This is a genomic window from Rickettsia sp. MAE-05, assembly GCF_057319745.1.
The window spans coordinates 380,025-404,242 of the sequence record NZ_JBLTIO010000001.1 but is presented as its reverse complement, the minus strand read 5'-3'; the positions used below and the strand labels follow the sequence as shown (position 1 = coordinate 404,242).

Genomic DNA, 24,218 nt, shown 5'->3' with positions numbered 1-24,218 from the left:
ACGTGGTTTCTAGAGTATGTTAATGTTTTTGTCAAGATAAAGTTAAAATAAATTAATATATAGGGAAAGGGTTTGAGATGGGTTAGAGATACAAATCTTGTCATTGCGAGGAAAATTACGAAGTAATTGACGAAGCAATCTCGTACCAAAATCCTGAGATTGCCACGCAGCCTATGGCTGCTCGCAATGACGATATTTATACCCATGTGACAGCGGTAAAATCACTTACCTATGCAGAAATTTTTAAAGATCTCGCCTAGTATTTCTTCTACGTTAATAACTCCCGTAATAGCACCGATGCAGCGTGCCGTCATTCTAATATCTTCAGTTGCTAGAACTAAATCATTATCTAAACTAAAAGCCGTTAAATGTGAGAGAGCTTGTTTTAAATAATGACGATGACGTTGATTTGTTATGTAAGGCGTTTCGGTAAAACCCGCCATATTTTCGGCAATATTTTCGATATTTTTTAATATACTTGAAAGAGCAATATTATTTTTTACTGAAACTCTTAAGCATTTATATTTATTTTCAATAGAAAAGATTTTACTAGGTTCAATTAAATCGATTTTATTAATTATTACAATAGTATTTTCATCAATTACACCTGTAATATCTTCATTTATAGAGGAATCTAATTTTTCAGCATCAAACATAATAATTTTAATATCCGCTGTTTTAGCCGAATGAATAGCTCTTTTTATACCTTCTTGCTCTATAATGTCACTACTTTCTTCTCTTATACCTGCCGTATCCTGTAAAATAATAGGATAGCCGCCAATGTCTAAATGCCCCTCAATTATATCTCTAGTAGTTCCTGCAATATTTGAGACAATTGCTATATCTCTCTGCATTAAAAAATTTAATAAGCTAGACTTACCGACATTCGGCGGACCGATAATTGCAAGCTTAAGACCGCTATTTAGTAATTCTCCTCGTCTATTATCATTAAGATAATTAGATATTTCGTTTACAAGGTTTTTATGAGTATTGTTAACGTCATTAAGAACGCTATCCGGTATATCTTCATCAGGGAAATCTATATAAGCTTCAAGCAGAGAGATAATTTTTAAAAGCTGACTACGCCAGTTATTATATAATTCTTCAAGCCCACCGCTTGCCTGTCTAATTGCTTGCCTATGCTGCATAATAGTTTCAGCATTAATTAAATCGGCTATCCCTTCTGCTGCCGTTAAATCAAACTTATTGTTTAAAAAAGCTCTTTTCGTAAATTCTCCTGCTTCTGCTAAACGAATATCTGCTATATTTAACAATGCGTTAATAAGCATTATGGAGATAGCTTTACTGCCGTGCGTATGAATCTCAACTACGTCTTCACCGGTAAAGCTATTAGGCGACTTAAAATAAACTACCATAGCATTATCAATTAGCTCCTTAGTTTCAGGAACTGTAATTTGTTGATAATACATGATACGTGGTTTAAAGTCTGCTCTGCCGGTAAGTAGCTGTAAAACTTCTAAACTTTTAGGACCGGAAATCCTAAAAACCGCTACGCCTGCTTTACCGAATGCAGAGCTTTGTGCAAATATCGTTTCCATTTATTTTATACACTCTTGTTTATTAAATAATATAATATATAATATAATAGCATAGCATATGATAGTACATGATAGCATATAATATTATTCTTGAGGAAATCATGACCCCAAAAACAACCTCTTTAAATTTTAGTCGTTTAAATTGTCAAATCCCGAATTATAAAACTAAAATTCTAGAACTTAGCAAGGAACGTGAGTCAAGTTCCATATATATAGATTTTGTTCAAAAGTTTTTAAATTATATTCCGATAGATTATGATTTTGAGAATAGAGAAAAACTATTTCAAAATTTTGCAGATGAAGCCTTTAAGTTTTTTAAGCAAAGGGTAGAAAGAGCAAGAAAAATAGCAATAACAAAGACGGTTATAGAAAATGATCCGGCAATAAATGTCTTGATATTACTTGATAATAAACCGCATATTGTTGATTTTATTATATGTCTGCTTAAAAATATGAATTTGCAAACTAAGTTTTTACTCCATTCGGTAATAAACTGCGTCCGAAATAGTAAAGGAGAATTAGAAAAAATATTAGAAAATTCTGTATCGGATGAAAAATCAGAATCGATACTACATTTAACCATTTTAGGAAATTTTGACGATAAAACTACTACATTTTTAACTGAAGCTATAAATGAAAGATTAGAAGAGTTAGAGCAAAGCTATAGCCATTTACCGCAATTACTCACAAAATTACAAGGTTTGTCTAAAAATATAATTGATAATGATAAATTAAATTTTGAAGAGGCTAAAGAATTTTTAAATTGGTTACAAAACGATAATTTGGTTTTATTAGGGACTCTTGATTTTGAGGTAAAATCTTTAAAATTAAGCAATGAAATAGGAGCGGCAAAAATATGGCAAGAAGTAAAAGACGAGATTGATGATATTATAAAATGTTCAGCGAGTCCTTTATATCAAAATCAATTAATAATACTCGGTAAAATAAATAGTGCGTCGCTTATCCATTCAGATAATTTAATCGACTATATCTTAGTGAAAAAATTTAGCTCTTCGGGTGAATATATTTCGGGAAGTATAATTTTCGGCATATATAATTCAAATATGTATTACCATTCAATAAGTGATATTCCAATCCTACGACAAAAATTTAATTTTGTAATTGAGAAAGCCGGTTTTGCATTATCCGGTTATAATGCCGATAAGTTAAGAATTTTAATGGAGTCGTTACCGAGAGAAGCTTTAATACAAATTGATCAAGGCGATTTATATTGTATGTGTTTACATATGCTCTCAAGTATGATGAGTAAGAAGCTTAAATTATTTATTCAATATGATTGGTCGAGTTCTTTTCTTAATATCATAATTTTTCTGCCACGAGAACGTTTAACGGCTGAAATACATAATATGATAGATTGTTATTTAGCGGAAAAATTCGGTAGTAAAATTTTATCCAACTATATAACCGCAGTAGTCGGTAATTTTTCTTATCTTTTTGTAACGCTTGAAGCACAAGGGGAACATAAAATAAATTTTGAAGCAGAAATAATACAGCAAGATTTAGATCGTATCTCTACACGTTGGAGTGAAGATTTTTATTTTAAGCTTTCTAAAAAATTCGGTGAATATCAAGCAGGTATTAATTTAAAGCTTTTTGATAATGTTTTTCCGGCAGATTATAGACAAAAATTTTCTCCGGAAATAGCTTTAATAGATATTGAATATTTAACGGAAGCAAGCAAGTCACAAGAATGTATGTTTAATCTAGTTTCTGTAAATGAAACGGAATTTTACTTAAAAATATATAGTCCAAAAGTAAAACTTGCCCTTTCTAACATATTGCCACCAATCGAAAATTTAGGTTTTAAAGCAATTGATGAACAAACTTTTGCAATTAAGGAGGCTCTGGAAATTAAAGAAAGCTGGATATATAATTTTATCTTAACTTCTATTGTACCTGTAAAAGATAATATTACCGAATTAAAAATAAATGTTGAAGAAGCCTTAGATAAAATGGCACTTGGGATGCTTGCCAATGATTCTTTAAGTAAACTAATAGTGCTTGCCGGCTTTAACTGGAAGCAAGTTAAACTCATCAAAGCTTTAACAAGATATTTACATCAAACGGGATTTAGTTACGGTAAAGGTTATGTGCAACTAACACTACTTAAACATCCCGAATATACAAAAATGTTGGTAAATCTGTTTGATATAAAATTTAATCCTAAACATCCTGATAATAATTGTGATGTAATTCAAGATAAACTGAATAATTACTTAGTAACCGTTGAGATGAGTAGTGAAGATAAAGTACTGCGTAGTATGCTTGGTATAATTAATGCTATTACTAGAACAAATTACTATCAACCGCATAAACATGTTTTTTCATTTAAGTTTGATTCTTCAAAAGTACCTGGTTTACCTAAACCTGTTCCGTTTGCCGAAGCATTTGTTTATTCTAGAAATTTTGAAGGCGTTCATTTAAGAGGCGGTCCCGTATCACGCGGAGGACTTAGATGGTCGGATAGAGCAGAAGATTATAGGCTTGAGGTCCTTGGACTTATGAAAGCACAAATGACGAAGAATTCCGTTATTGTCCCTGTCGGCTCTAAAGGCGGTTTTTATGTTCATTTTACTGAGGAAGGACTTACTCGTGATGAATATATGGAAAAAGTGGTAGAATGCTATAAGAATTTCCTGAGAGGTTTATTAGACATAACCGATAATATCGTTGACGGTAAAGTGCTGCATCCGAAAGACGTTATTATTTATGATAAAGAAGATCCTTACTTAGTGGTTGCTGCCGATAAAGGTACCGCCTCATTTTCGGATTATGCTAATAGTGTGTCAAGAGAATATAATTACTGGCTTGATGATGCTTTTGCTTCCGGTGGCTCTGCAGGTTACGATCATAAAAAAATGGCTATTACCTCTAAAGGAGCTTGGATTTCCGTAACTAATCACTTTAAAACTTTAGGGTTAGATGTCCAAATAGACCCTATTACCGTCGTAGGCATAGGAGATATGTCGGGAGACGTATTCGGTAACGGTATGTTAAGATCAGATTCTATTAAGTTAGTTGCTGCCTTTAATCATAAACATATATTTATTGATCCAACTCCTGATCCTTTATCAAGTTTTAATGAGCGTTTGCGTTTATTTAATTTAAAGGGTTCTAATTGGTCCGATTATGATTCTAAGCTTATTTCTAAAGGAGGAAAAGTATTTGAACGTAGTAGTAAATTAATAAAATTATCACCGGAAATTAAAAAATTACTTGATATAAATGATAATGAATTATCACCGGAAGAATTAATTAAAGCTATTTTAAAAGCAGATGTTGATTTATTGTGGAATGGCGGAATAGGCACTTATATCAAAGCTAAAACGGAAAATAATTTAGAAATCGGTGATAAAACAAATGATAACCTTAGATGTAACGGTGAAGAAATTAGAGCAAAAGTTATAGCAGAAGGTGGTAATGTCGGTGTATCACAGAGAGGTAGAGTTGAATATGCTAAAAAAGGCGGACGCATAAATGCCGACTTTATTGATAATTCAGCAGGAGTTGATTGTTCCGATCATGAGGTAAATATCAAGATTGCTTTAAGCAGTGCGGTAATCTCAGGAAAAATTACTTTAGAAGAACGTAATAAACTTCTAAATGATATGACAAAGCAAGTTGAAGAATTAGTATTGCTTGATAATTATAAGCAAACCGAAGCAATAACAATTATGCAACTATCTCCTACTTTAACCGTTAATATACTTAGTCAATTTATAGATATTTTAGAAGAAGAAAAAGTATTAGAACGGGAAAATGAATTCTTGCCTAGTGCGGAAGAATTGAATAGAAGAGCTATCAGCGGTGAAGTACTAACTCGTCCTGAGCTTTGCGTGTTGCTATCATATAGTAAAAGATCAGCTTACCACGAGCTACTTAATTCTACTTTTTCGCATGATAAATATTTTGATGAATATCTTATAGATTATTTTCCTGAAATGATGCAAAAAAAGTTTCGTAATGAAATTTTATCTCATCCTCTTAAACATGAGATTATTAAAACTGTTACCATAAATAAAATAATTAATCAACTTGGAGGACCGCTTATTAGTATTGTAAAGCGTGAGATTGGGGCCCCTCTTTGTGATATAATAAGGTCATATACCATTATTTGTGAAATTTTTGATCTTGATGATATATGGGAAACGATAAGTAAGCTACCTACTAATATTGATTACAATGTAAAAATCGATATGTTTACCGAAATAACGAAATTAATGCGTCGGGGTATTTCGTGGTTTATTAAAAATTTAAAGCATCCTATTAATATTAGTGAAACTATAGAAGAGTTTAGAGTTCCTGCACAAAACTTAAGAAAAACGGTAGGTACTTTATTAGTCGGAGAAACTAAAATAAGATTTGAAGAAAAATTAAATTATTATACAACTAGCGGGGTAGAGGAATCATTTGCTGCTACTATCGCTACATTTGACAATTTAATTTCAGTATTTGATATTATATATGTAACAAAACAGACTTCAGGAAATAATAAAGAGGTAGCAAAAGCTTATTTTGCTATAAGCGATATGTTTAGTCTTGATTGGTTACGTAAAGCTTGTGATAAGCAATTGAACGATTCATTTTGGCGACGCCTAGGTATTCAATCGCTAAAAGATGATTTATATGACAAACAACGTAGATTATTAATAAAAATAATTAATAAATCTAAAACAACTATTGATTTAGATTTATGGATTGATAATAATAATAATTTAGTTAGAAATTTTCTTGATTTTATTAAAGAAATTAAATCTCAAGAAACTATAGACTTAAATATAATTATTTTAGCAAATAAGAAATTTGAAATATTCTTACAAAAACTTGAGTAAATTATGTCGTCAATGCTTAAGCAAATTAGGTTAGATTCGGGTAAAACTTTAAATCAGGTATCTAGTGATTTAAAAATTAGAAAAAAATATTTAGTAGCTTTAGAAGAGGGTGATTTTGATATTTTACCGGGAGAAGTATACGTAAAAGGTTACTTAAAATTATACTTGGATTATCTTAATGTAAAAGATCGAAATGCAGAGCAGATAGAAGCTACTAAACAGAACGAAACCGAAAACTTATTAAGTAATAAAAGAGCTACGGCATTGATAAATTATAAACGTAAAAAACAATTAGTACTTATATCTATTATAATGTTATCGATTATTATTGTAAGTCATCCATTCATAATTAATGCTTAGAAGAAAATGGATAATGAAATATTAAAGAGATTAATGGAAGAAGTTGAGCATAAACTTGACGAGTTATTGCAAGCACAAACGAATAATCAAAATGAAGTTAAAAAATTACAAAACGAAAATAAAGAATTAAAAGATAATTATATAAAAATGCTAGATCAAATTAACATTTATATTAATGAACTTGAAGAAATAAAAAAACAGCAAAAATAATTATGTCAATTGTTACGGTAACATTAAATAACAAGAGCTTTCAATTATATTGTAATAATGGAGATGAGGAAGAATTACTATCTTTAGCGAATAAATTGAATGATAAAATAGCGGAAATTAAACTTGGTAGTCCCACAGCCTCTTTTGAGCTATTATTAGTTATGGCATCTCTTAATGCTCAAGCTGAAATAGCTAATCTAACAGAAAAACTTAATAAAAACGGCTTTCAAAAAAATCATCCCGACGAAGAAAAATTCGCAGAAACCTTAACTACTATAGCAGGTTACCTAGAAAACCTTGCACGTAAAATGGGAAAGTGATATATTAGCTCTTGGCTGCTTGGTTCGTGAGCTTAATATTAACCTAGGACTACCACTAACTTTTAGGACATCGTCCCTGTCTAATACTAATTCAGTTTAGATATATGAAGTCCACCTTTATATAAAGGTCTTTGAAGGATTTTAAGTAACGACCAAAGCGGTCATGTATACTCGTTTAATTTAAAAAATTGGCTACGTTGTCTTTTGCTGATAATCCTCACGTACTAGTATGTACGCTGCGGTTATCAGCTTCAAGACGCCTTGCTCTTTTCCAAATTAAACTTCGTCTACCTACTTTTCGTTTACTCACAGTATACCTTTAAAATGAAACAAACAAAATCAAGCAATAAAGTTCTTGGTGCTTTTTTAGGCACTATCATTGAATATTACGACTATAGTTTATATGGTTTTTCAGCGGCAATTATCGCCGATAAATTCTTTTCAGCCGGTACTGATCCGTTAACAAAGCTTGTAAATGTTTTTGCCGTTTATGCGGCGGCATATTTATCAAAACCTATGGGTGCTTATATTTTTGGACGTATAGGGGATATATACGGTCGAAAAAAAGCCTTAAGTTTTACGATTATCGGTATTGTAATACCTACCTTAATAATAGGTTTATTGCCTGATTATTCTTCGATAGGAGTTTGGAGTACGATAATTTTAGTTTTATGTCGCTTTATGCAAGGTATTTTTATTGGAGGGGAATATGACGGTGCAGCGATTTATGTTATTGAACATTTAGGAGCAAAATACCGATTTACTGCCTCGGCAATAACTAGATGTACAGGAGTAATGGGTTTATTATGCGGGATTGGTGCAACTAATTTCTTCAATTCTCATATTTTTCCGGAGTGGGGTTGGCGTATTCCGTTTTTACTAAGTTTACCATTTGCATTAATAACTCTTTATTATCGCCGGAAATTTGATGAAACACCGGAATTTAAAGAAGCACATAATAGACAAGGTTCTATTGAAAAGCTTAGCTCTATAATTAAAAAGCAATGGAAAAATATTGCACGGTTAATATTTTTAGCCGGAGGTTTTGGAGCAACATATCAAATTGCGATCATCTTTATGAAGCAATATTTACCGATTGTATTACCTTCAGTCGGTATTATTATGAGTTCTTTTTCAGTCTTAATAGTAATATGTTTTGCTGTTTGCATGCCGATTGCCGGCTTTATTGCCGACCGCTTAGGAGTTAATTCGGTATTAAAAATCGCATTTATATGTACCATTACAGCAAGTGTATTTTTTGTGATAGCAGTAAAATATCAAATGGCTAATTTAGGGCTTGCAGCTAGTTTAATGCTCGCTGCATCGGTTGCTCCTTTTAATGCTCTTGCTCATAGTATAGTTATTAAGTCTTTTGTAGTTAAAGAACGCTATCGTGTTATAAGTTTAGGACATAATATCGGCTCAATGTTAATGTCCGGTACTGCTAATTATATTTGTGCAAAGGTAATAAAATCATTTGATTTCAATCTATTCCCGATTTTATATCTTTGTATGTTTGCCATACTTGCTTATTCTATGACGATGTTGTTTAGTAAAAATAATGAAGAGTAATATAAAATGAAAGACAATATAATTGATGAGATGCATAAGATTTTTACCAAAAATCAAATTGATAAAAATATTTCTATAGTAGATGATTTTATTGCCGGAAGACGTCAGGAATATTTAATTGAAGAAGAAAGAAAATACATACCTGATATAATTACTACCGATGTTTTATAGATTCTAAACCATTTTCATCAAATAGGAAAAATTCACCTATTTCAGGGATAATAAACTTATTTTCATCAATATTATGTTTTTTTCCGATCTCTTTAAAAAGTGTATCGTTATAACCCGAATCACCTATAAAACAAATATCTCCCATCTTAGTTTTAATGATAAAAGTTCCCCATAATGCTTTATTTTTATCAAATATTCCTCTAGCCGACCAATGTTGGGCTGGTTCTAGATAAATATTTTGTTCTTTATATGATTCTCCCCATCCCAAGGTAATAATTTCTGCATCGCTAATATGTTTTTTGATTATTACGTCATTCATTAGCGGTGTAATAATCTTGGGCTTATCTCGTACCCATAAATCTTTAATTGTTCTTATATCTAAATGGTCATAATGATTATGACTTACTACTATAATATCAATTTTAGGTAAATCGGTAAAATTAATGCCGGGTTTTACTACTCTCTTTGGTCCTGCAAAAGTAAAAGGACTAACCCGCTCCGACCATACCGGATCAGTTAAGATATTTAAACCGTCTATTTGAATTAAAAAGGTTACATGTCCTACATAAGTTACCCTTATATTCTCATTATCAGTTATTTTTTGTGGTGGAATATCAGTGGAAGTAAGAGGAAGCAGCGTTGGTCATTTTGGTCGTTTTGAAGTTATTTTCCATTTTAGAATATCAAGTAAGGTTTTAGGTTTTATATTAGGATCAATATTGAAAAACATATTTTTATTTAGATAGATCTTCCTTTCGGTTTATTAGAGTTTTTAACTTGTTCAGCAAAAGATTTTGTTTCTTTAGTTGTCGGTTTATGTATAAATCCTCTAGTTTTTTCTCCTATCAGCATGGCTTCTTGAAGTATGTCTTTTGGTAGTTTAGCTATAGATGCGGATATTTCCGGAGTTTGTTTTATTTCTACCGTTATCTTTTTTTCTTTATTTATATCTCTGCCTATTACTTCATCTAGCGGAACATTTTTATAATCGGCAAGAGCAACAATTGCTCCCATATCAGGCATTTTTGTACGACCATCTAGGAAATTTTTCCACGCTGTTTCATGGGTACCTGTTTTTTCACTTAACTTATACGGGGTTATATTGTCTGTTTCTAATATATTCAGTACAAATTTTTTAAAATTATTTCTAATTTCTTCTGGACCATCTGTATTTGTCTCTGATATATCGTTAATCCGATTAAATCTTTCTTTTGACCTTATATCTTCGCTCATTATTTTTTCCTGTAAAATTTACTCCTAAAAATTGAGAGTTAAAATAATTTTTTAAATGATAAGAATTTATGATTTTTAAGAGGCTATCTACGAAATTATTTTAATTGATAATTAAAGAGATTTTATAGCAAAAAAGAATTTAACTAGCTTTAAAATAACTTTATAGATAGCCTATTAGACTTATTTATTAATATATAACTAATAAATAGTAAATAGAAGATAATTATAATGAAAATAATAAATTTAAGCTATTTAATTAAGTATTTAGGTCTTATATATGAAATTTAAATTAATCTATTTTAACTTTTTTTGTCACAAATTATAAAATTTTCTGAAATAGAAGCCATGCCTTTTCAAAATCTTATAATTTTAATATAAAATAACTTAAGATATAAATTAAATTTCAGATGCAAAATCTAAGATATTTTAAAAAGATTATATAAATTAAAAATTGTTTTTTCTGCATCTTGATCATTTATTAATAAGGTAATTTTAACTTCTGATAATTGTATCATGTTAACATTTATATTATCTTTCGTTAACTTTGATAATATCATTTCAAGTACTTTACAATCATTTTTAATCCCATAACCAATAAGAGAGATTGTAGCAATTTCGGCATCAAAAGTAAAATTTTGTATCTGCTTATCATTTTTTAAATTAGTAAGTAAAGCTTGTAAATTATTTTTATCAGTTAAATTTGTAATAAAACTATATTCTTCATTATTTTTTATCTCTTGCATAAATTCAATATGATTATTATTTTGTGTAATCATATTTGCAACTTGCAAAAAACTTAAAAAAATGCTCTTTACAGATATTTTTAATAAATTTTTATTAGAAGTAATGCTGTTAATAATTCCATTCTCCATATTTTTATCCTTTGAAGTAATTAACGTACCTTCTGTATTCGGTGAAAATGTTGAAAGAACACGCATATCTATGTTATACCGCATTACTAGCTCTACGGCTCTAGGGTGTAGTACTTTTGCTCCGCTTGATGCTAGTTCTAACATTTCTAAAAAATCTATTTCTTTTATATTCTTAGCATTTGGAATAATTCTTGGATCAGCAGTAAATATTCCCTCTACATCGGTATAAATATCACATCTATCGGCTTTCATAGCTGCAGCGATTAAGGCGGCAGTAGTATCGGATCCTCCTCTGCCCAAAGTGGTTAACCTATTGGATTTGTTAGTTCCTTGAAAACCGGCTATTATAGGGACGGTATTTAACTGTAAATATTTTTCTAGTAAATCTGTAGTAATTGATTCTACTAAAGCTTTACTATGATTATTATCGGTGAGAATCGGTAATTGCCAAGCTAGAAATGATTGTGCCTTTATGTCTTCTTCTTGAAGAGCGAGTGCTAGTAATGAAGCAGTGACTATTTCGCCGCTAGAAAGTGCTACATCATATTCTGCAAATTGAGAAATGTTGTTAAGGCTTGATACTTCATTACACAATGTGACAAGTTGATTAGTAACACCTGCCATAGCCGAAACTACTACAATTACTTGGTTATTTTTAGCTATTTCGGCTTTTATGATAGGAACGATTTTTTTTATTCTATCAATATTTGCAACGGAAGTACCACCAAACTTTTGAATTATTAAGGCCATAACTAAAGGAAGCCTAATATAATATTATATAATTAATTTTCTGCTTGTTGTCTCGCTTGGCATTACGTTGATACCTGAACCGTCATTGCGAGGAAATTGTATAGCAATTGACGAAGCAATCCAGTCAAAAACTCTGATTTATAGAATTTTTTTAATTATTTTCTGGATTGCCGCACAGTCTACGACTGCTCGCAATGACAAAATCTATACTTATTGAGCAATGCCTACAAAAAAATACTTAAGCACTTGCAATTTCTTTAACATTAACGATTTTATGATTTCGCTTAGTTAAAAATTCTACTCTACCTTCTATCAAAGCGAATATTGTATGATCTTTGCCAAGCCCTACATTCGTTCCAGGATGAATTTTTGTGCCGCGTTGTCTGACTATAATATTACCGGGTATTACATATTGTCCATCGGCCTTTTTAACTCCCAGCCTTCGACCGGCCGAGTCTCTTCCGTTCCTAGAACTACCACCGGCTTTTTTGGTTGCCATTTTATAATTCCTTTTAAGTTATTATTATTGTTTGGTAATATCTAATATTTTTAATTCCGTCAGTTCTTGACGATGACCGGCTTTACGACGATAATTTTTTCTACGCTTTTTCTTAAAGACTATAATTTTATTATCTTTAAGTTGGTTAGTAATTTCAGCCGTAACGACAGCCCCTTTAACTATTGGAGTACCAATAAAAGAAGGCTTTGAGTATTCGCCAATCATTAAAATTTGATCAAACTGAATTTTAGAGCCAAGTTCTCCATCAATTTTTTCGACTTTAATAATACTATTTCTGTCTACTTTATATTGTTTTCCACCTGCTTTTATAACTGCGAACATGAAAACTATCTCTTTAAAAATTTATAAATATTTGTCGTATCATATTATTATATTAGAAATTAGTCAATAGACTTGTTGCAAAATTAACTTCTAGAGGTAATTTGTGCGTCAATCCGGTACTCGCATCCTCACGTACGCTTTTGTACGCTGCGGTGCTGCGTTCCGTGTTTCCTTCAAATTCCTCTCTATAAGTTTAATTTTGCAACAAGTCTAAGATAATCTTATGTTACATCTATTAACACAAATATAATTGCGTATTGAGTTACCGCAGCAAATATTGCGGCTAGCAAATCATCAAGCATAACGCCGATACTGCCCTTAATATTTTTGTCAAACCAATTAATAGGCCAGGGTTTTACTATATCAAAAAATCGGAATAGACAAAAAGGTAATATGAAAAGTAATATAATATTTATTGTTAGCGGACTAAAATATTTAATTAAATGCGATTCGTTAGCAAATAAAGCAGAAAAAAATACTAAAACGATAGTTAGCATTTGCCCTACTACTTCATCAATTACCACTTCTTTGGGGTCTTCTGAATTTGTATAATTTAAATATATTTTAGTAAAATAAGTGCCGAGTATTAAGAGTATCAAACATAGGCTAAAACTTATAATAAATATACTGATAAGTTGAGCTTCACCGAGAGTAAGACTTGAGAAAGGAATGATTATTTTGTTATTAACAATAAAATATATTAAGAAGTAAGTTAGAGGGAAAGCGGCAATTGATCCAAAAGTGCCTGGACAGTATTTTATTTTCCCGATATAAAAAAAAGTAGCAAAAAATTCTGAAAATTGTTTTTTAGTAAACATTTCTTTAATTATTTTATCCTAGATTAGAGCTATAATATCTTATATAATAAAATTTTAACTTATACAGCAAAAATATCATGGGAATGAGCTTTAGCCATTTATTAATAGTTTTATTAATTATTTTTGTATTATTCGGTGCCGGTAAATTACCTCAAGTTATGTCCGATTTAGCCAAAGGTCTTAAAGCTTTTAAAGACGGCATGAAAGACGACGGTAGTGATAATGATAAAAATAAATAATTGATTCGAGGTAACTCTCCTGCGGATACCCGAGTCGTCATTGCGAGCGACTGTAGGGAGCGTGGCAATCTCAGGACATTTGACGAGATTGCCGCGTCGCTTCGCTCCTCGCAATGACGATTCCGCCACACAACAATGCCCTAATTCCCTGAAACAGTAGAATATACACCATTCTCTTTCCTGATAATGTCATACCGTCTCTGTGCTACTCCATCGATGAAATGAATATTACCGGATAAACCTATATAAGGTTGTCTACTGTTCATTCTATTTAAAAACCTTTCAGATGCAAATTCATTGCCTATATAGTTTGCAGTCATACGTCCTAAATCATAAGAAAGAAGATGCATGAAGCCCATATGGTTAACACCTAAGTCTTTTGCTCTATCCGGAACGTTGCTATTGAGTAAATTTAAAGAACCGGTAAAGCTAATATCGATATTTTCAGGGTAATCGATATCAATACGATTATCACCGATTAAAATAGCTTTTTTATCTAAATTATATTTACGAATGCTATCGGCAAGTATGTTTAAATTTTTTGGATCATCTGATAGATAAATAACCGGTTTTGTTGTATCGTTACGCTCATTTATAATATCGGTATTGTCCGAAATATTTCTTGCGGCTTTTGCTATAGATTCAGGATTATCCTCATAGAATTCGGTGCGTGATAATGTTGCGTTTTTCTGAATTAATATATTTTGCATTACTTGGCTAATAGTTTGGGAATGCTTCCCTTTAGGTAACAATGCCATAAAATCTTTATGGTCGTTACTTGCGTAATAATTGATGATGCGTATCAGTTGTTTTAAAGGTGCATGACCGAATACAAATAATTTATCTTCTGCAAGAGCCGGGTTATTTGACATAGTTATAATAATAATATCATTAGCTTTTGCTTTTTCGGCTATTAGAGAGGTAAAGTTAGAATATAGAGGACCTAAAATAATCTTAGTTTTACGTGCTACTATTTTATCCATAGCGGCTAAAACGTTTTTTTCATCTGAACCGTCGTAAGAAGTAACATGTATGTAAGATTTAATCCCGTCGTTAAGTCCCATTTTAATTAAATCTTTATATTGTTTCCCGACAATACTATCAGGACCCTGATTTGGCATTAAAATTGCAATCTCAATTTCTTTTTGTTCTTTTTTAGGAAAACTTATAGGTTCTTCTTTAGGAGTTTGACAGGACGTTAAATATATCAAGCAAAAAAATGATAGAACGATTCGTAGTTTATGTTTTATACTAGCCATAATATTACTTAAAATTTAAAAATTATGATTTTGAAGTCAGGATTATATATTGTTTCAACACCGATCGGTAATTTTGAAGATATAACGCTTCGTGCTATATCGACTTTAAAAAATTCGGATATTATCTTATGCGAGGATACTAGAATATCACAAAAATTGCTAGCAAAACATGACATTCATACAAAATTACAAATTTATAATGATCATAGTGACGAGAAAGATAGAGAAAATATTATAAGTTTAATAAAATCTGGCAATATAATAAGCTTAATTTCCGATGCAGGAACTCCTTTAATTTCCGATCCTGGCTATAAGTTAGTTAGAGATTTACGCAATCTTAATTGTCATATAGACGTAGTACCAGGGGTATCTGCACCGATTACTGCTCTAACTTTATCGGCTCTTCCTACTGATCGATTTTTATTTCACGGGTTTTTACCTAAAACTATAGAAAGTAAGAAAAAGATTTTTTCTGAGCTAGTAAATCTTAAGGCTACATTGATTTTTTTTGAAACCGCTCCTCGTTTGATAAACACCTTATCGATAGCTAAGGAAATATTAGGAAATCGAGAAATATGTGTAGCTCGTGAGTTAACTAAACTGTATCAGGAAATAAAAACAGGGGATATAGATGAAATAATAAAGTTCTATCAAAATAATATTTTAAAAGGTGAGATAGTATTGTTGATTTCAGGAAATATACAAGAACAAAACCAACAAAAAAATTTAGAAAAATTTATAGAACTTTGCTTAAGTAAAAACTTAAGTAGCAAAACCGCTACCGAACTTGCTTATGATAAATTCAAGGATGTTTATAGTAAGAAAGAAATATATAGATTAGTGAATAATCAAAAAACTTAATAGGCTTCTTCTGAAACTCTACTTCTAGGGTTAATTTGTACGTCGATCCGGTACTCGAATCCTCACGTATGTTTATATACGCTGCGGTTCGAGGTGAAGTGTCTCCTTCAAATTCCTCCCTAAACCCTCGTTTCCGAAGAAGCCTAATATAAATTTACAGTAGAATATTTACCGGAATATGGTAAAATAAAGAAAAAATAACATTCAATAATATAATATGTATAAAGTTAATCCGAGAGTCGATTTAGCCTTTAAAAAAATCTTTGGAGTAGAAGAGAATAAGGATTTGTTGATCTCGCTTATTAATTCGATAGTAAGCAAAGAAGATCAGGTTGCAGAAGTAACTCTGCTTAATCCATATAACCCGAAGAATTTTTGGACAGATAAGCTGTCTATCCTTGATATTAAAGCCAAGAGTGAAAGCGGTAAAATATTTAATATTGAAATACAAGTGACGGATGAAGCTGATTACGACAAAAGAGCTTTGTATTATTGGGCAAAGATGTATACGCAGCAGCTAAGAGAAGGGGCCGGCTACTCAGAATTAAGCAAAGCAATAGGTATAAATATACTTAATTTTATAAGTATTACGAATACTGATAATTATCATAATGCCTTTCAGTTAACCGAAAAAAATAGCGGTTTAATATATTTTAAAGATACAGAGTTACATACTATAGAGCTTAATAAATTTGCTAAGAACCCTAAAGAAGAGTTATCGGATGTCGTTAAAAAAGTTAAAAACGCTTTAGATATATGGCTAGCATTTTTAACACGTAATGATTTATTAAATAAAGATAATTTACCAAAAGAGCTAGATAATAAGGAGCTAAAAAAAGCATTAACAATACTTGAAGTAATAAATTTAAGTGATGCCGAAAGAGAAGAATATGAGAATCGTAGAGAATGGCTTAGAATCGAAATGAGTGCTTTTAAAAGGGCTGAAGAAAGAGGTATAGAAAAAAGAAATATTGAAATAGCAAAAAACTTGTTACTTAAAAATATAGATATAAATATAATAGCAGATTCTACAGGGCTAACTACAGAGAAAATAGAGAAGCTAAAAGTAGAAATCGATAAGGCAGGAAAGTAAAAAGTCGTCTGTGATATAGCAGACGACCTATTATAAAAACAGTAATTTAGTTAGTTGAACTGTGAGGACAGCCGCAACCTTTTTTAGGTTTATTGTTTTCTGCTGAATTTTCAAGTTTTTTACCTGCCGCTTGCATATCTTGACCCGCACCTTGCATTGTATTACAAGCACTTGTTAAGAAAGCTATAGCTACTAATATAGAAGTTATAAGTGCTGAACGCATAAATTTACCTTTATAAAATTGAGCCTAGATATTAGAAAGTAAGCAAGAAATTGTCAACTTGAAAATGTATTAATATAATACTCACAATACTCTTTAATAGGGCAGATGTCGCAATCGGGTTTTCTAGCTTTGCAAATATATCTACCGTGCAGAATTAGCCAGTGATGGGCGTGAGTTAACCATTTCTCATTAATAATTTGCAGTAGCTCTTTTTCTACTATTTCAGGAGTACTGCCTTTAGCAAGTCCAATCCTTTTGGCTACTCTAAAGACATGTGTATCAACCGCCATTGTCGGCATACCAAATAAGCAGTTTAGTACAACATTAGCAGTTTTTCTGCCGACACCGGGCAGTTTAATTAATTCCTTAAAATCATTCGGCACTGAAGCTTGATAATTACTTATCAATATTTTACATAATGCGATAATATTTTTTGCTTTGCTGTTAAATAGTCCGATAGATTTTATATATTTTTTAAGCCCGTCTTCGCCGAGTTCTAAAATTTTTTCCGGTGTATCATAAGTTTCAAATAAAGATTCAGTCGCTAAATTTACCGATATATCGGTGGCTTGAGCAGATAATATTACCGCTACTAATAAGGTAAAATCATTCTTATATATTAATTCGGTTTTCGGATTTGGATTATTCTTGCTAAAAATCTCAAAAATTTTATTAACTATTTGTGCTTGCATGATGTATTATGAAGAGTATATTTTAGAGAATAATATTTATATCAGGTTTTGAATGACGGAAAATAAAAATTTTGAATTTATAGAAAATGAAATAAAAAATAATAAAGTAGTGCTGTTCATGAAAGGTACTAAGGAAGCTCCAATGTGCGGTTTTTCTGCTAAAGTAGTAGCTATTTTGAATAAATTAGGTGTAGAGTTTCGTGATATTAATGTATTTGTTAATCCGGAATTTCGTGAAGATTTAAAAAAATTTAGCGATTGGCCAACATTCCCACAATTATACATTAAAGGGGAATTAGTCGGCGGTTGTGATATTGCAACGGAGTTGTATCAAAGCGGGGAGCTTGAGAAGATGTTAAAGAGTTGAGATGTCACTATATGTCATTCCCGCAAAAGCGGGAATCCAGCATAAAGCGAGATAAATCGAGCTTTTCAAATAAAGCTTTTAAGTACTGGATTCCTGCCTACGCAGGAATGACATAAATGAGCCATCCGCTCGTTCGCAATGACGAAAAAATAACAATTTTATAAAAAACCATGAACAAATATTTAGAATATCCTGAAGTAGAAAGTAAAGAGCAGCCGCCGAAGAAGCTAGTAGTATTACTGCACGGTCTTGGGTCAGACGGTCACGATTTAATAGGATTAGTCCCTTATATCAAAAATGATTTGCCCGATTGTCATTTTATTTCACCGCACGGCATTGAGGCTTACGATATGATGCCTTACGGTAGACAATGGTTTAGTTTGCAAGATCGCAGTCCACATATCATAGCAAAGCTAATTGCGAATAATATTTCTAAGATTGAAGACATAATAAAGCAAAAGCAGGAAGAGCTAAATCTTACCAATAAAGATACGATTATTATCGGTTTTTCTCAAGGTACAATGATTGGGTTATATTTAACATTAATTCAAAAAGAACCGTTTTTTTGTACTATAGGTTTTTCGGGTGCATTAATTCCACCTATGGAAGTTAATAATAAACTCACCCCTATATGCTTGATTCATGGGGAATTAGATGAGGTGGTTGGTGTTAGTGAGATGTATAATGCTTCAAATTACTTATCTAAGCTGCATATAGAACATAGTGGGCATAAATTAACTTCTCTTGCTCATTCAATAGACGGACGGGGGCTTGAGATTGCGATTAGTTTTATAAATAGCGTTGTTGCATGAATTGGCTTCCCGTCATTGCGAGGAAAAACTGTAAGTTTTGACGAAGCAATCTCAGGAATTTGTTATTATTTCATGAGATTGCCGCGTCGCTCCGCTCCTCGCAATGACGATTAGATATCCACACAACAAAACCAAAACCATATGAGGATGAATGAATATTTTTAATAATCACTTACACGAAACGGATAAAGAAATTGATGAAATAATCAAGCATGAAAAGCTGCGTCAAAGTAGTGTAATCGAGCTTATTGCATCGGAGAATTTTGTAAGTCCTGCAGTGCTTGAAGCTCAAGGATCAATTCTGACTAATAAATATGCTGAAGGATATTCCGGCAAACGTTTTTATAACGGCTGCGAGGAAGTCGATAAAGCTGAGAATTTAGCTATAGAGCGAGTAAAAAAATTATTTAATTGCAAATACGCAAATGTTCAACCTCATTCAGGCTCACAAGCAAACCAAGCCGTGTATCTTGCTTTATTACAGCCGGGCGATACAATTCTTGGTATGTCCTTAGATAGCGGTGGGCATCTAACGCATGGTGCAGCCCCGAATATGTCCGGTAAATGGTTTAACGCTGTTTCATATAGTGTAGATAAAGAAACTTATTTAATTGATTATGATGAGATTGAGCACTTAGCAGTTTTACATAAACCAAAATTACTTATAGCCGGTTTTTCTGCTTATCCTCGTAATATTGATTTTGCAAGATTTAGAGAAATAGCGGATAAAGTAGGAGCTTACTTTATGGCAGATATTGCTCATATTGCAGGACTTGTTGCCACAGGCGAGCATCAAAGCCCTATTCCTTATGCTCATGTTGTTACCTCTACCACTCACAAAACGCTCCGAGGACCGCGAGGCGGTTTAATTTTATCTAACGACGAAGAGATAGGCAAAAAGATAAATTCTGCATTATTTCCAGGACTACAAGGTGGTCCGTTAATGCATATAATCGCCGCAAAAGCAGTAGCTTTTTTAGAAAATTTGCAGCCTGAATATAAAAGCTATATTAAGCAGGTAATAAGTAATGCTAAAGCTTTAGCAAGTAGCTTGCAAGAAAGAGGATATGATATATTAACAGGCGGTACCGATAATCATATTGTTTTAGTGGATTTGCGTAAAGACGGGATTACCGGAAAGCTCGCTGCTAATTCTTTGGATAGAGCAGGGATTACATGTAATAAGAATGCTATCCCGTTTGATGAAACTTCACCTTTCATCACTTCAGGTATTCGCCTTGGTACTCCCGCATGCACTACTAGAGGCTTTAAAGAAAAGGATTTTATATTAGTCGGTCATATGGTAGCAGATATTTTAGACGGCTTAAAAAATAATGAAGATAATAGTAAAGCTGAACAAAAAGTATTAAATGAAGTAACAAAACTAATTAAATTATTTCCGTTTTATACTCGGTGAATTTCAAAAATTGGCGTTGTCGTTCTACAAGAGCTTCGATACTCACGTATTATTATACGCACACCTCGCCTTGTGAACTCCTAGCTCTTTTTGAAATTGACCTTCGTATATCAACTATTCATTTCACAGGAGTATATGAATAATTTAAATAAAAGACCTGAGTGGATAAAAGTAAAAGCTCCTAATTCTGCGGAATATTATAGTACAAAAGATTTAATAAAGAATCTGAGATTAAATACTGTGTGCGAGGAAGCTGCTTGTCCTAATATCGGTGAGTGTTGGTCGAAAAAACATGCAACCGTGATGATTTTAGGTTCGGTTTGTACTAGAGCCTGTAGGTTTTGTAACGTCAAAACGGGTAGACCGGATTTACTTGACCCGCATGAGCCGCAAAGGCTTGCTGAGGCGGTACAAAAGCTAAATCTTAAGCATGTAGTAATTACTTCCGTCGATCGTGATGATCTTGATGATGGAGGAGCTACGCATTTTGCGGAGTGTATTAGCGAAATTAGAAAATCATCGCCAAATACTACTATTGAGATTCTAACTCCTGATTTTTTAAGAAAAGAAGGAGCAGCTGAAATAATAGCTAATTCAAAGCCTGACGTCTTTAACCATAATGTTGAAACAGTACCATCTTTATACAAAACGGTTAGACCAGGGGCTAGATATTATAATTCTTTAAGCTTACTTCATAATATTAAAAAATTATCTCCTGAAATTTTTACAAAATCCGGTATGATGGTAGGTCTTGGAGAAGAAATAAGTGAAGTAGTGCAGGTTATGGATGATTTAAGAGAGGCAAAGGTTGATTTCCTTACCATAGGACAGTATCTGCAACCTACTAAAAATCATGCTGAGGTCGCAAAATATGTTACTCCTGAAGAGTTTAAATATCTAGAGCGAGTAGCAAGAACAAAGGGATTCTTGATGGTTTCGGCAAGTCCGCTAACCCGTTCTTCATACCATGCCGATGAAGATTTTCAAAAATTAAAAGAGAATTACCAACAGCGTCATACAGTGGCTTAACGGGTGTTGTTGTATGGATACTAGAGCCGTCATTGCGAGGAAAGGCGAAGCCTTGACGTGGCAATCTCATAAAGCAAGTATAGCATATTTCAGAAAGCTTTATACAAGTGAATTTTGCATGACTCGCCTGTGTTCACGTGTTTTTATACGCTGTGCAGGCTCGCATTTAAATTCCTCTTGTCTGAACCTTTCTGAAATATACTGTAGTACAAGAGTCCTGAGATTGCTACCTCCTTTTAGTTGCTTAACTCATGACAATATTAACCTTTTCTAGATAATGCCTCTAAAGTAAATAATCCTAATATTGATTAATTTTTATATATATGATACTATACGTGTGATATACGTGTATGAGGATGGTTTTATGCAGAAGAAATTAACAATTACTATAGATGAAGAGGTTTATTATAGGCTTTATTCTGTAATAGGTGAACGTAAAATTAGTAAGTTTATTGAACAACTTGTAAAACCTTATGTAATTAATGAGGAATTGGGAGCTGCTTACAAAGCTATGGCTAAAGATACAAAAGCTGAAAAACAAGCCAATGAATGGGTAGAAGGATTAATAGAAAGCGATTTTTATGAAAAGAGGTGAAGTATGGTGGGTAGATTTTAATCCCTCGTTAGGCGGTGAAGTAACTAAAGTAAGACCGGCAATAATCGTTAGCAACAATTACTCAAATGCTTCATTAAATCGTGTGCAAGTAATACCTTTAACTAGTAATATTGATAAATGCTATCCTTGTGAAGCTTATATAATGATAGGTGGTAAAAAAGGTAAAGCCATGACTGATCAAATAATGACAGTAAGCAAATTAAGATTAAAATCTAAAATTAACGTTATCTCTAGTGAAGATATGCAGCTTTTAGAATATGCTCTTAAGTTACAGTTAAGTCTATAACGATTCTTTCAATACTTAGTACAATGATAAACGTAGAAATCATAAAAAATTACGACAAATGGCGTGAGCATAAGCAGATAAATAAGAGTTTAATCAAAAAAATAACTCAAAATGTTTTATTGCGGTTTGATAATTTTAGTAAAATAAAACAATTTGAATTATCAATTTTACTAACAAATACTGCAGAAATATTGACCTTAAACAAACAATTTCGTAATATAGAAAAAGCTACTAACGTTCTTTCTTTTCCAAGCAACGAATTAAATTGGCAGGATTTATATTCTAAACTTGAATTTTTAGACGACTCTGATTACCTACATTTAGGTGATATAGCATTTTGTTATGAGGTAATATATAATGAATCGTGCGAGCAGCAAAAAAATTTTGAGAATCATTTTATTCATCTTTTAATACATAGTATTTTACACTTAATTGGGTTTGATCATCAAAATGACACAGAAGCAAATATTATGGAAAATCTAGAAATTGAAATATTATCATATTTCGGTATTTCTTCCCCTTATTAACTAAATAAAAAAATTTATGTTAAAATCTTCAAAAAAAGAAGATTCTAGTAAAAAAAATCAAAATAATAAGTTAATTTTTACTGTACGAAAATTATTCTCTCCGATAAAAAATTTTTTTAGAAAAACAAAAACGCCTGATAATTTTTTTGGTGTCATAAAACGCCTTAAAATTAATAGCCAAAAAATGACTTTAGACGAGCGTAATATTTTAGCTAATTTATTGGAGCTAGAAGATAAAACTATTGAAGATATAATGGTACCGCGTTCCGATATTGCGGCAATAAAATTAACTACGAATCTAGAAGAATTAAGTGAGTCTGTTAAGTTAGAAGTTCCACATACACGAACTCTTATATATGACGGTACTTTAGACAATGTAGTAGGGTTCATTCATATTAAGGATTTATTTAAAGCATTGGCTACAAAGCAAAACGGTCGTTTAAAAAAGCTTATACGTAAGCATATAATTGCAGCTCCTTCTATGAAATTATTAGATTTACTAGCAAAAATGCGTCGTGAGAGAACGCATATTGCAATAGTTGTTGATGAGTATGGCGGTACTGACGGTTTAGTTACTATTGAAGATCTTATAGAAGAAATAGTAGGACGAATTGATGATGAGCATGATCAGCAATTAGATAGTGATAATTTCAAGGTTATTAATAACTCAACAATTATTTCAAATGCACGTGTTGAAGTAGAAGTGCTTGAAGAAATAATAGGAGAAAAGCTAAAAAATGATGATGATGAGTTTGATACGATAGGAGGACTCGTATTGACTAGAGTCGGTAGTGTTCCGGCTATCGATACTAGAATAGATATTTCAGAAAATATTGAAATTGAAGTTACGGACGCAACACCTCGTTCTTTAAAACAAGTCAAAATTAGACTAAAAAACGGCTTGAATAGTAAATGAATACGAATTTAGAGTCGGTTTGTCCTCTAAATTCGTTAAAAATATTTTGTTATTATATTTCAGTATTATATTCTACTTCTCCAATTAATCCTTCTTCTTGGGTATTTGTTTCCATATAATAATTATAACAGGCTTCTCCTACTTTAATTGCAGCTAATGTTCCCATTATGCCGGCAGCACATGCCATAGCAATTTTTAAAGGTGGATCAATTATTACTACATAAATTCCAACAGCACACGCTCCTACTACTGCAAGCTTACCGTACCAAGGGTTTGTATTATCGTTTACTATTTCATTGATTAGTTCTTTAAGCATAAATAT

The 24,218-nt window shown here is 31.9% G+C and carries 28 protein-coding genes, 1 other RNA gene and 2 pseudogenes; 18 read left to right on the top strand and 13 right to left on the bottom strand.

Annotated elements, in window-relative coordinates; all coding sequences use genetic code 11:
• Nucleotides 1-221: 221 nt before the first annotated feature.
• Nucleotides 222-1,559 carry a tRNA uridine-5-carboxymethylaminomethyl(34) synthesis GTPase MnmE gene (gene mnmE, locus ACNFN7_RS02430; protein ID WP_485440680.1) on the bottom strand — a complete coding sequence of 446 codons (1,338 nt, stop codon included), beginning with the start codon at nt 1,557-1,559 and terminating at the stop codon, nt 222-224.
• Between the two features lie 101 nt (nt 1,560-1,660).
• On the opposite strand from mnmE, the gene ACNFN7_RS02425 reads away from it, so the two are divergent.
• The 7 genes from ACNFN7_RS02425 to ACNFN7_RS02395 all read left to right on the top strand — a co-directional run bounded on the left by ACNFN7_RS02425 (nt 1,661) and on the right by ACNFN7_RS02395 (nt 9,045).
• Complete coding sequence (locus ACNFN7_RS02425; protein ID WP_485440875.1) at nt 1,661-6,412, top strand: NAD-glutamate dehydrogenase; 4,752 nt, start codon at nt 1,661-1,663, stop codon at nt 6,410-6,412.
• A 3-nt stretch (nt 6,413-6,415) separates the two neighbouring features.
• Entirely contained in the window at nt 6,416-6,772 is a 357-nt protein-coding gene (locus ACNFN7_RS02420; RefSeq protein WP_485440679.1) for a helix-turn-helix domain-containing protein, read from the top strand.
• Between the two features lie 6 nt (nt 6,773-6,778).
• Nucleotides 6,779-6,982 carry an RP576a family tick cell line-upregulated protein gene (locus tag ACNFN7_RS02415; protein WP_202069241.1) on the top strand — a complete coding sequence of 68 codons (204 nt, stop codon included), beginning with the start codon at nt 6,779-6,781 and terminating at the stop codon, nt 6,980-6,982.
• A gap of 2 nt (nt 6,983-6,984) precedes the next feature.
• Nucleotides 6,985-7,302 (top strand): cell division protein ZapA, encoded by a 318-nt coding sequence (locus tag ACNFN7_RS02410; protein ID WP_011271512.1) that lies wholly within the window; start codon nt 6,985-6,987, stop codon nt 7,300-7,302.
• A gap of 9 nt (nt 7,303-7,311) precedes the next feature.
• A non-coding RNA gene (ssrS, locus tag ACNFN7_RS02405) (6S RNA) lies at nt 7,312-7,470 on the top strand.
• Nucleotides 7,471-7,626: 156 nt separating this feature from the next.
• A complete protein-coding gene (locus ACNFN7_RS02400; protein ID WP_485440678.1) occupies nt 7,627-8,874 on the top strand; it encodes an MFS transporter in 1,248 nt (415 codons plus the stop codon).
• 6 nt (nt 8,875-8,880) lie between these two features.
• Nucleotides 8,881-9,045, top strand: coding sequence for a hypothetical protein (locus tag ACNFN7_RS02395; protein ID WP_485440677.1), 165 nt, complete (start codon nt 8,881-8,883; stop codon nt 9,043-9,045).
• On the opposite strand, the gene ACNFN7_RS02390 is transcribed toward ACNFN7_RS02395, so the two are convergent.
• The 7 genes and pseudogenes from ACNFN7_RS02390 to ACNFN7_RS02360 form a co-directional block, all read right to left on the bottom strand.
• Nucleotides 9,029-9,568, bottom strand: a complete 540-nt coding sequence (locus ACNFN7_RS02390; RefSeq protein WP_485440874.1) for an MBL fold metallo-hydrolase — start codon at nt 9,566-9,568, stop codon at nt 9,029-9,031. The genes ACNFN7_RS02395 and ACNFN7_RS02390 overlap by 17 nt on opposite strands.
• Nucleotides 9,569-9,783: 215 nt before the next feature.
• Nucleotides 9,784-10,278 carry a helix-turn-helix domain-containing protein gene (locus ACNFN7_RS02385; RefSeq protein ID WP_485440676.1) on the bottom strand — a complete coding sequence of 165 codons (495 nt, stop codon included), beginning with the start codon at nt 10,276-10,278 and terminating at the stop codon, nt 9,784-9,786.
• Between the two features lie 416 nt (nt 10,279-10,694).
• Nucleotides 10,695-11,900 carry an aspartate kinase gene (locus ACNFN7_RS02380; protein WP_485440675.1) on the bottom strand — a complete coding sequence of 402 codons (1,206 nt, stop codon included), beginning with the start codon at nt 11,898-11,900 and terminating at the stop codon, nt 10,695-10,697.
• 238 nt (nt 11,901-12,138) lie between these two features.
• Nucleotides 12,139-12,399 carry a 50S ribosomal protein L27 gene (gene rpmA, locus ACNFN7_RS02375; protein ID WP_011271503.1) on the bottom strand — a complete coding sequence of 87 codons (261 nt, stop codon included), beginning with the start codon at nt 12,397-12,399 and terminating at the stop codon, nt 12,139-12,141.
• Between the two features lie 24 nt (nt 12,400-12,423).
• Complete coding sequence (gene rplU / locus ACNFN7_RS02370) at nt 12,424-12,741, bottom strand: 50S ribosomal protein L21 (RefSeq protein ID WP_004997480.1); 318 nt, start codon at nt 12,739-12,741, stop codon at nt 12,424-12,426.
• A gap of 52 nt (nt 12,742-12,793) precedes the next feature.
• Nucleotides 12,794-12,961 (bottom strand): annotated as a pseudogene (locus tag ACNFN7_RS02365) (palindromic element RPE1 domain-containing protein).
• A gap of 1 nt (nt 12,962) precedes the next feature.
• Nucleotides 12,963-13,559, bottom strand: a complete 597-nt coding sequence (locus tag ACNFN7_RS02360) for a phosphatidylglycerophosphatase A family protein (protein ID WP_485440674.1) — start codon at nt 13,557-13,559, stop codon at nt 12,963-12,965.
• A gap of 77 nt (nt 13,560-13,636) precedes the next feature.
• Between ACNFN7_RS02360 and tatA the strand changes: the two genes are divergently transcribed.
• Nucleotides 13,637-13,798, top strand: a complete 162-nt coding sequence (tatA, locus tag ACNFN7_RS02355) for a twin-arginine translocase TatA (RefSeq protein WP_004997483.1) — start codon at nt 13,637-13,639, stop codon at nt 13,796-13,798.
• A gap of 140 nt (nt 13,799-13,938) precedes the next feature.
• Here the strand turns inward: tatA and ACNFN7_RS02350 are convergent, their stop codons facing one another.
• Entirely contained in the window at nt 13,939-15,057 is a 1,119-nt protein-coding gene (locus ACNFN7_RS02350; RefSeq protein WP_485440673.1) for a penicillin-binding protein activator, read from the bottom strand.
• A 24-nt stretch (nt 15,058-15,081) separates the two neighbouring features.
• Between ACNFN7_RS02350 and rsmI the strand changes: the two genes are divergently transcribed.
• Nucleotides 15,082-15,918: a 16S rRNA (cytidine(1402)-2'-O)-methyltransferase gene (rsmI, locus tag ACNFN7_RS02345; RefSeq protein WP_485440672.1), complete on the top strand. Its 837-nt coding sequence runs from the start codon at nt 15,082-15,084 to the stop codon at nt 15,916-15,918.
• 217 nt (nt 15,919-16,135) lie between these two features.
• Nucleotides 16,136-17,011 carry an Rpn family recombination-promoting nuclease/putative transposase gene (locus tag ACNFN7_RS02340; RefSeq protein ID WP_485440671.1) on the top strand — a complete coding sequence of 292 codons (876 nt, stop codon included), beginning with the start codon at nt 16,136-16,138 and terminating at the stop codon, nt 17,009-17,011.
• Between the two features lie 46 nt (nt 17,012-17,057).
• Here ACNFN7_RS02340 and ACNFN7_RS02335 read toward each other — a convergent pair whose 3' ends face one another.
• Nucleotides 17,058-17,234 carry an entericidin A/B family lipoprotein gene (locus ACNFN7_RS02335; protein WP_485440670.1) on the bottom strand — a complete coding sequence of 59 codons (177 nt, stop codon included), beginning with the start codon at nt 17,232-17,234 and terminating at the stop codon, nt 17,058-17,060.
• A gap of 53 nt (nt 17,235-17,287) precedes the next feature.
• On the bottom strand, nt 17,288-17,926 hold the full coding sequence (gene nth / locus ACNFN7_RS02330; protein WP_485440669.1) for an endonuclease III: 639 nt from the start codon (nt 17,924-17,926) through the stop codon (nt 17,288-17,290).
• A 52-nt stretch (nt 17,927-17,978) separates the two neighbouring features.
• Between nth and grxD the strand changes: the two genes are divergently transcribed.
• The 4 genes from grxD to lipA all read left to right on the top strand — a co-directional run bounded on the left by grxD (nt 17,979) and on the right by lipA (nt 21,551).
• Nucleotides 17,979-18,293 (top strand): Grx4 family monothiol glutaredoxin, encoded by a 315-nt coding sequence (gene grxD, locus ACNFN7_RS02325; protein ID WP_485440668.1) that lies wholly within the window; start codon nt 17,979-17,981, stop codon nt 18,291-18,293.
• A 170-nt stretch (nt 18,294-18,463) separates the two neighbouring features.
• Nucleotides 18,464-19,105 (top strand): alpha/beta hydrolase family protein, encoded by a 642-nt coding sequence (locus ACNFN7_RS02320; protein WP_485440667.1) that lies wholly within the window; start codon nt 18,464-18,466, stop codon nt 19,103-19,105.
• Between the two features lie 151 nt (nt 19,106-19,256).
• Nucleotides 19,257-20,522, top strand: coding sequence for a serine hydroxymethyltransferase (glyA, locus tag ACNFN7_RS02315; RefSeq protein WP_485440666.1), 1,266 nt, complete (start codon nt 19,257-19,259; stop codon nt 20,520-20,522).
• 135 nt (nt 20,523-20,657) lie between these two features.
• Nucleotides 20,658-21,551 (top strand): lipoyl synthase, encoded by an 894-nt coding sequence (gene lipA / locus ACNFN7_RS02310; RefSeq protein WP_485440665.1) that lies wholly within the window; start codon nt 20,658-20,660, stop codon nt 21,549-21,551.
• 102 nt (nt 21,552-21,653) lie between these two features.
• Here lipA and ACNFN7_RS02305 read toward each other — a convergent pair.
• A pseudogene (locus tag ACNFN7_RS02305) lies at nt 21,654-21,749 on the bottom strand (palindromic element RPE3 domain-containing protein); the annotation flags it as partial.
• 166 nt (nt 21,750-21,915) lie between these two features.
• Between ACNFN7_RS02305 and ACNFN7_RS02300 the strand changes: the two are divergent.
• The 4 genes from ACNFN7_RS02300 to tlyC are packed head-to-tail and all read left to right on the top strand — an operon-like array spanning nt 21,916 to nt 23,896.
• Complete coding sequence (locus tag ACNFN7_RS02300) at nt 21,916-22,146, top strand: hypothetical protein (RefSeq protein WP_485440664.1); 231 nt, start codon at nt 21,916-21,918, stop codon at nt 22,144-22,146.
• Complete coding sequence (locus ACNFN7_RS02295; protein ID WP_485440663.1) at nt 22,133-22,453, top strand: type II toxin-antitoxin system PemK/MazF family toxin; 321 nt, start codon at nt 22,133-22,135, stop codon at nt 22,451-22,453. The genes ACNFN7_RS02300 and ACNFN7_RS02295 overlap by 14 nt, the downstream gene beginning before the upstream one ends.
• Before the next feature lie 23 nt (nt 22,454-22,476).
• Nucleotides 22,477-22,980 carry an rRNA maturation RNase YbeY gene (gene ybeY, locus ACNFN7_RS02290; RefSeq protein WP_485440662.1) on the top strand — a complete coding sequence of 168 codons (504 nt, stop codon included), beginning with the start codon at nt 22,477-22,479 and terminating at the stop codon, nt 22,978-22,980.
• Between the two features lie 16 nt (nt 22,981-22,996).
• On the top strand, nt 22,997-23,896 hold the full coding sequence (tlyC, locus tag ACNFN7_RS02285) for a hemolysin C (protein ID WP_485440661.1): 900 nt from the start codon (nt 22,997-22,999) through the stop codon (nt 23,894-23,896).
• 52 nt (nt 23,897-23,948) lie between these two features.
• On the opposite strand, the gene ACNFN7_RS02280 is transcribed toward tlyC, so the two are convergent.
• Nucleotides 23,949-24,212, bottom strand: a complete 264-nt coding sequence (locus ACNFN7_RS02280) for a hypothetical protein (RefSeq protein ID WP_485440660.1) — start codon at nt 24,210-24,212, stop codon at nt 23,949-23,951.
• Between the last annotated feature and the right edge of the window lie 6 nt (nt 24,213-24,218).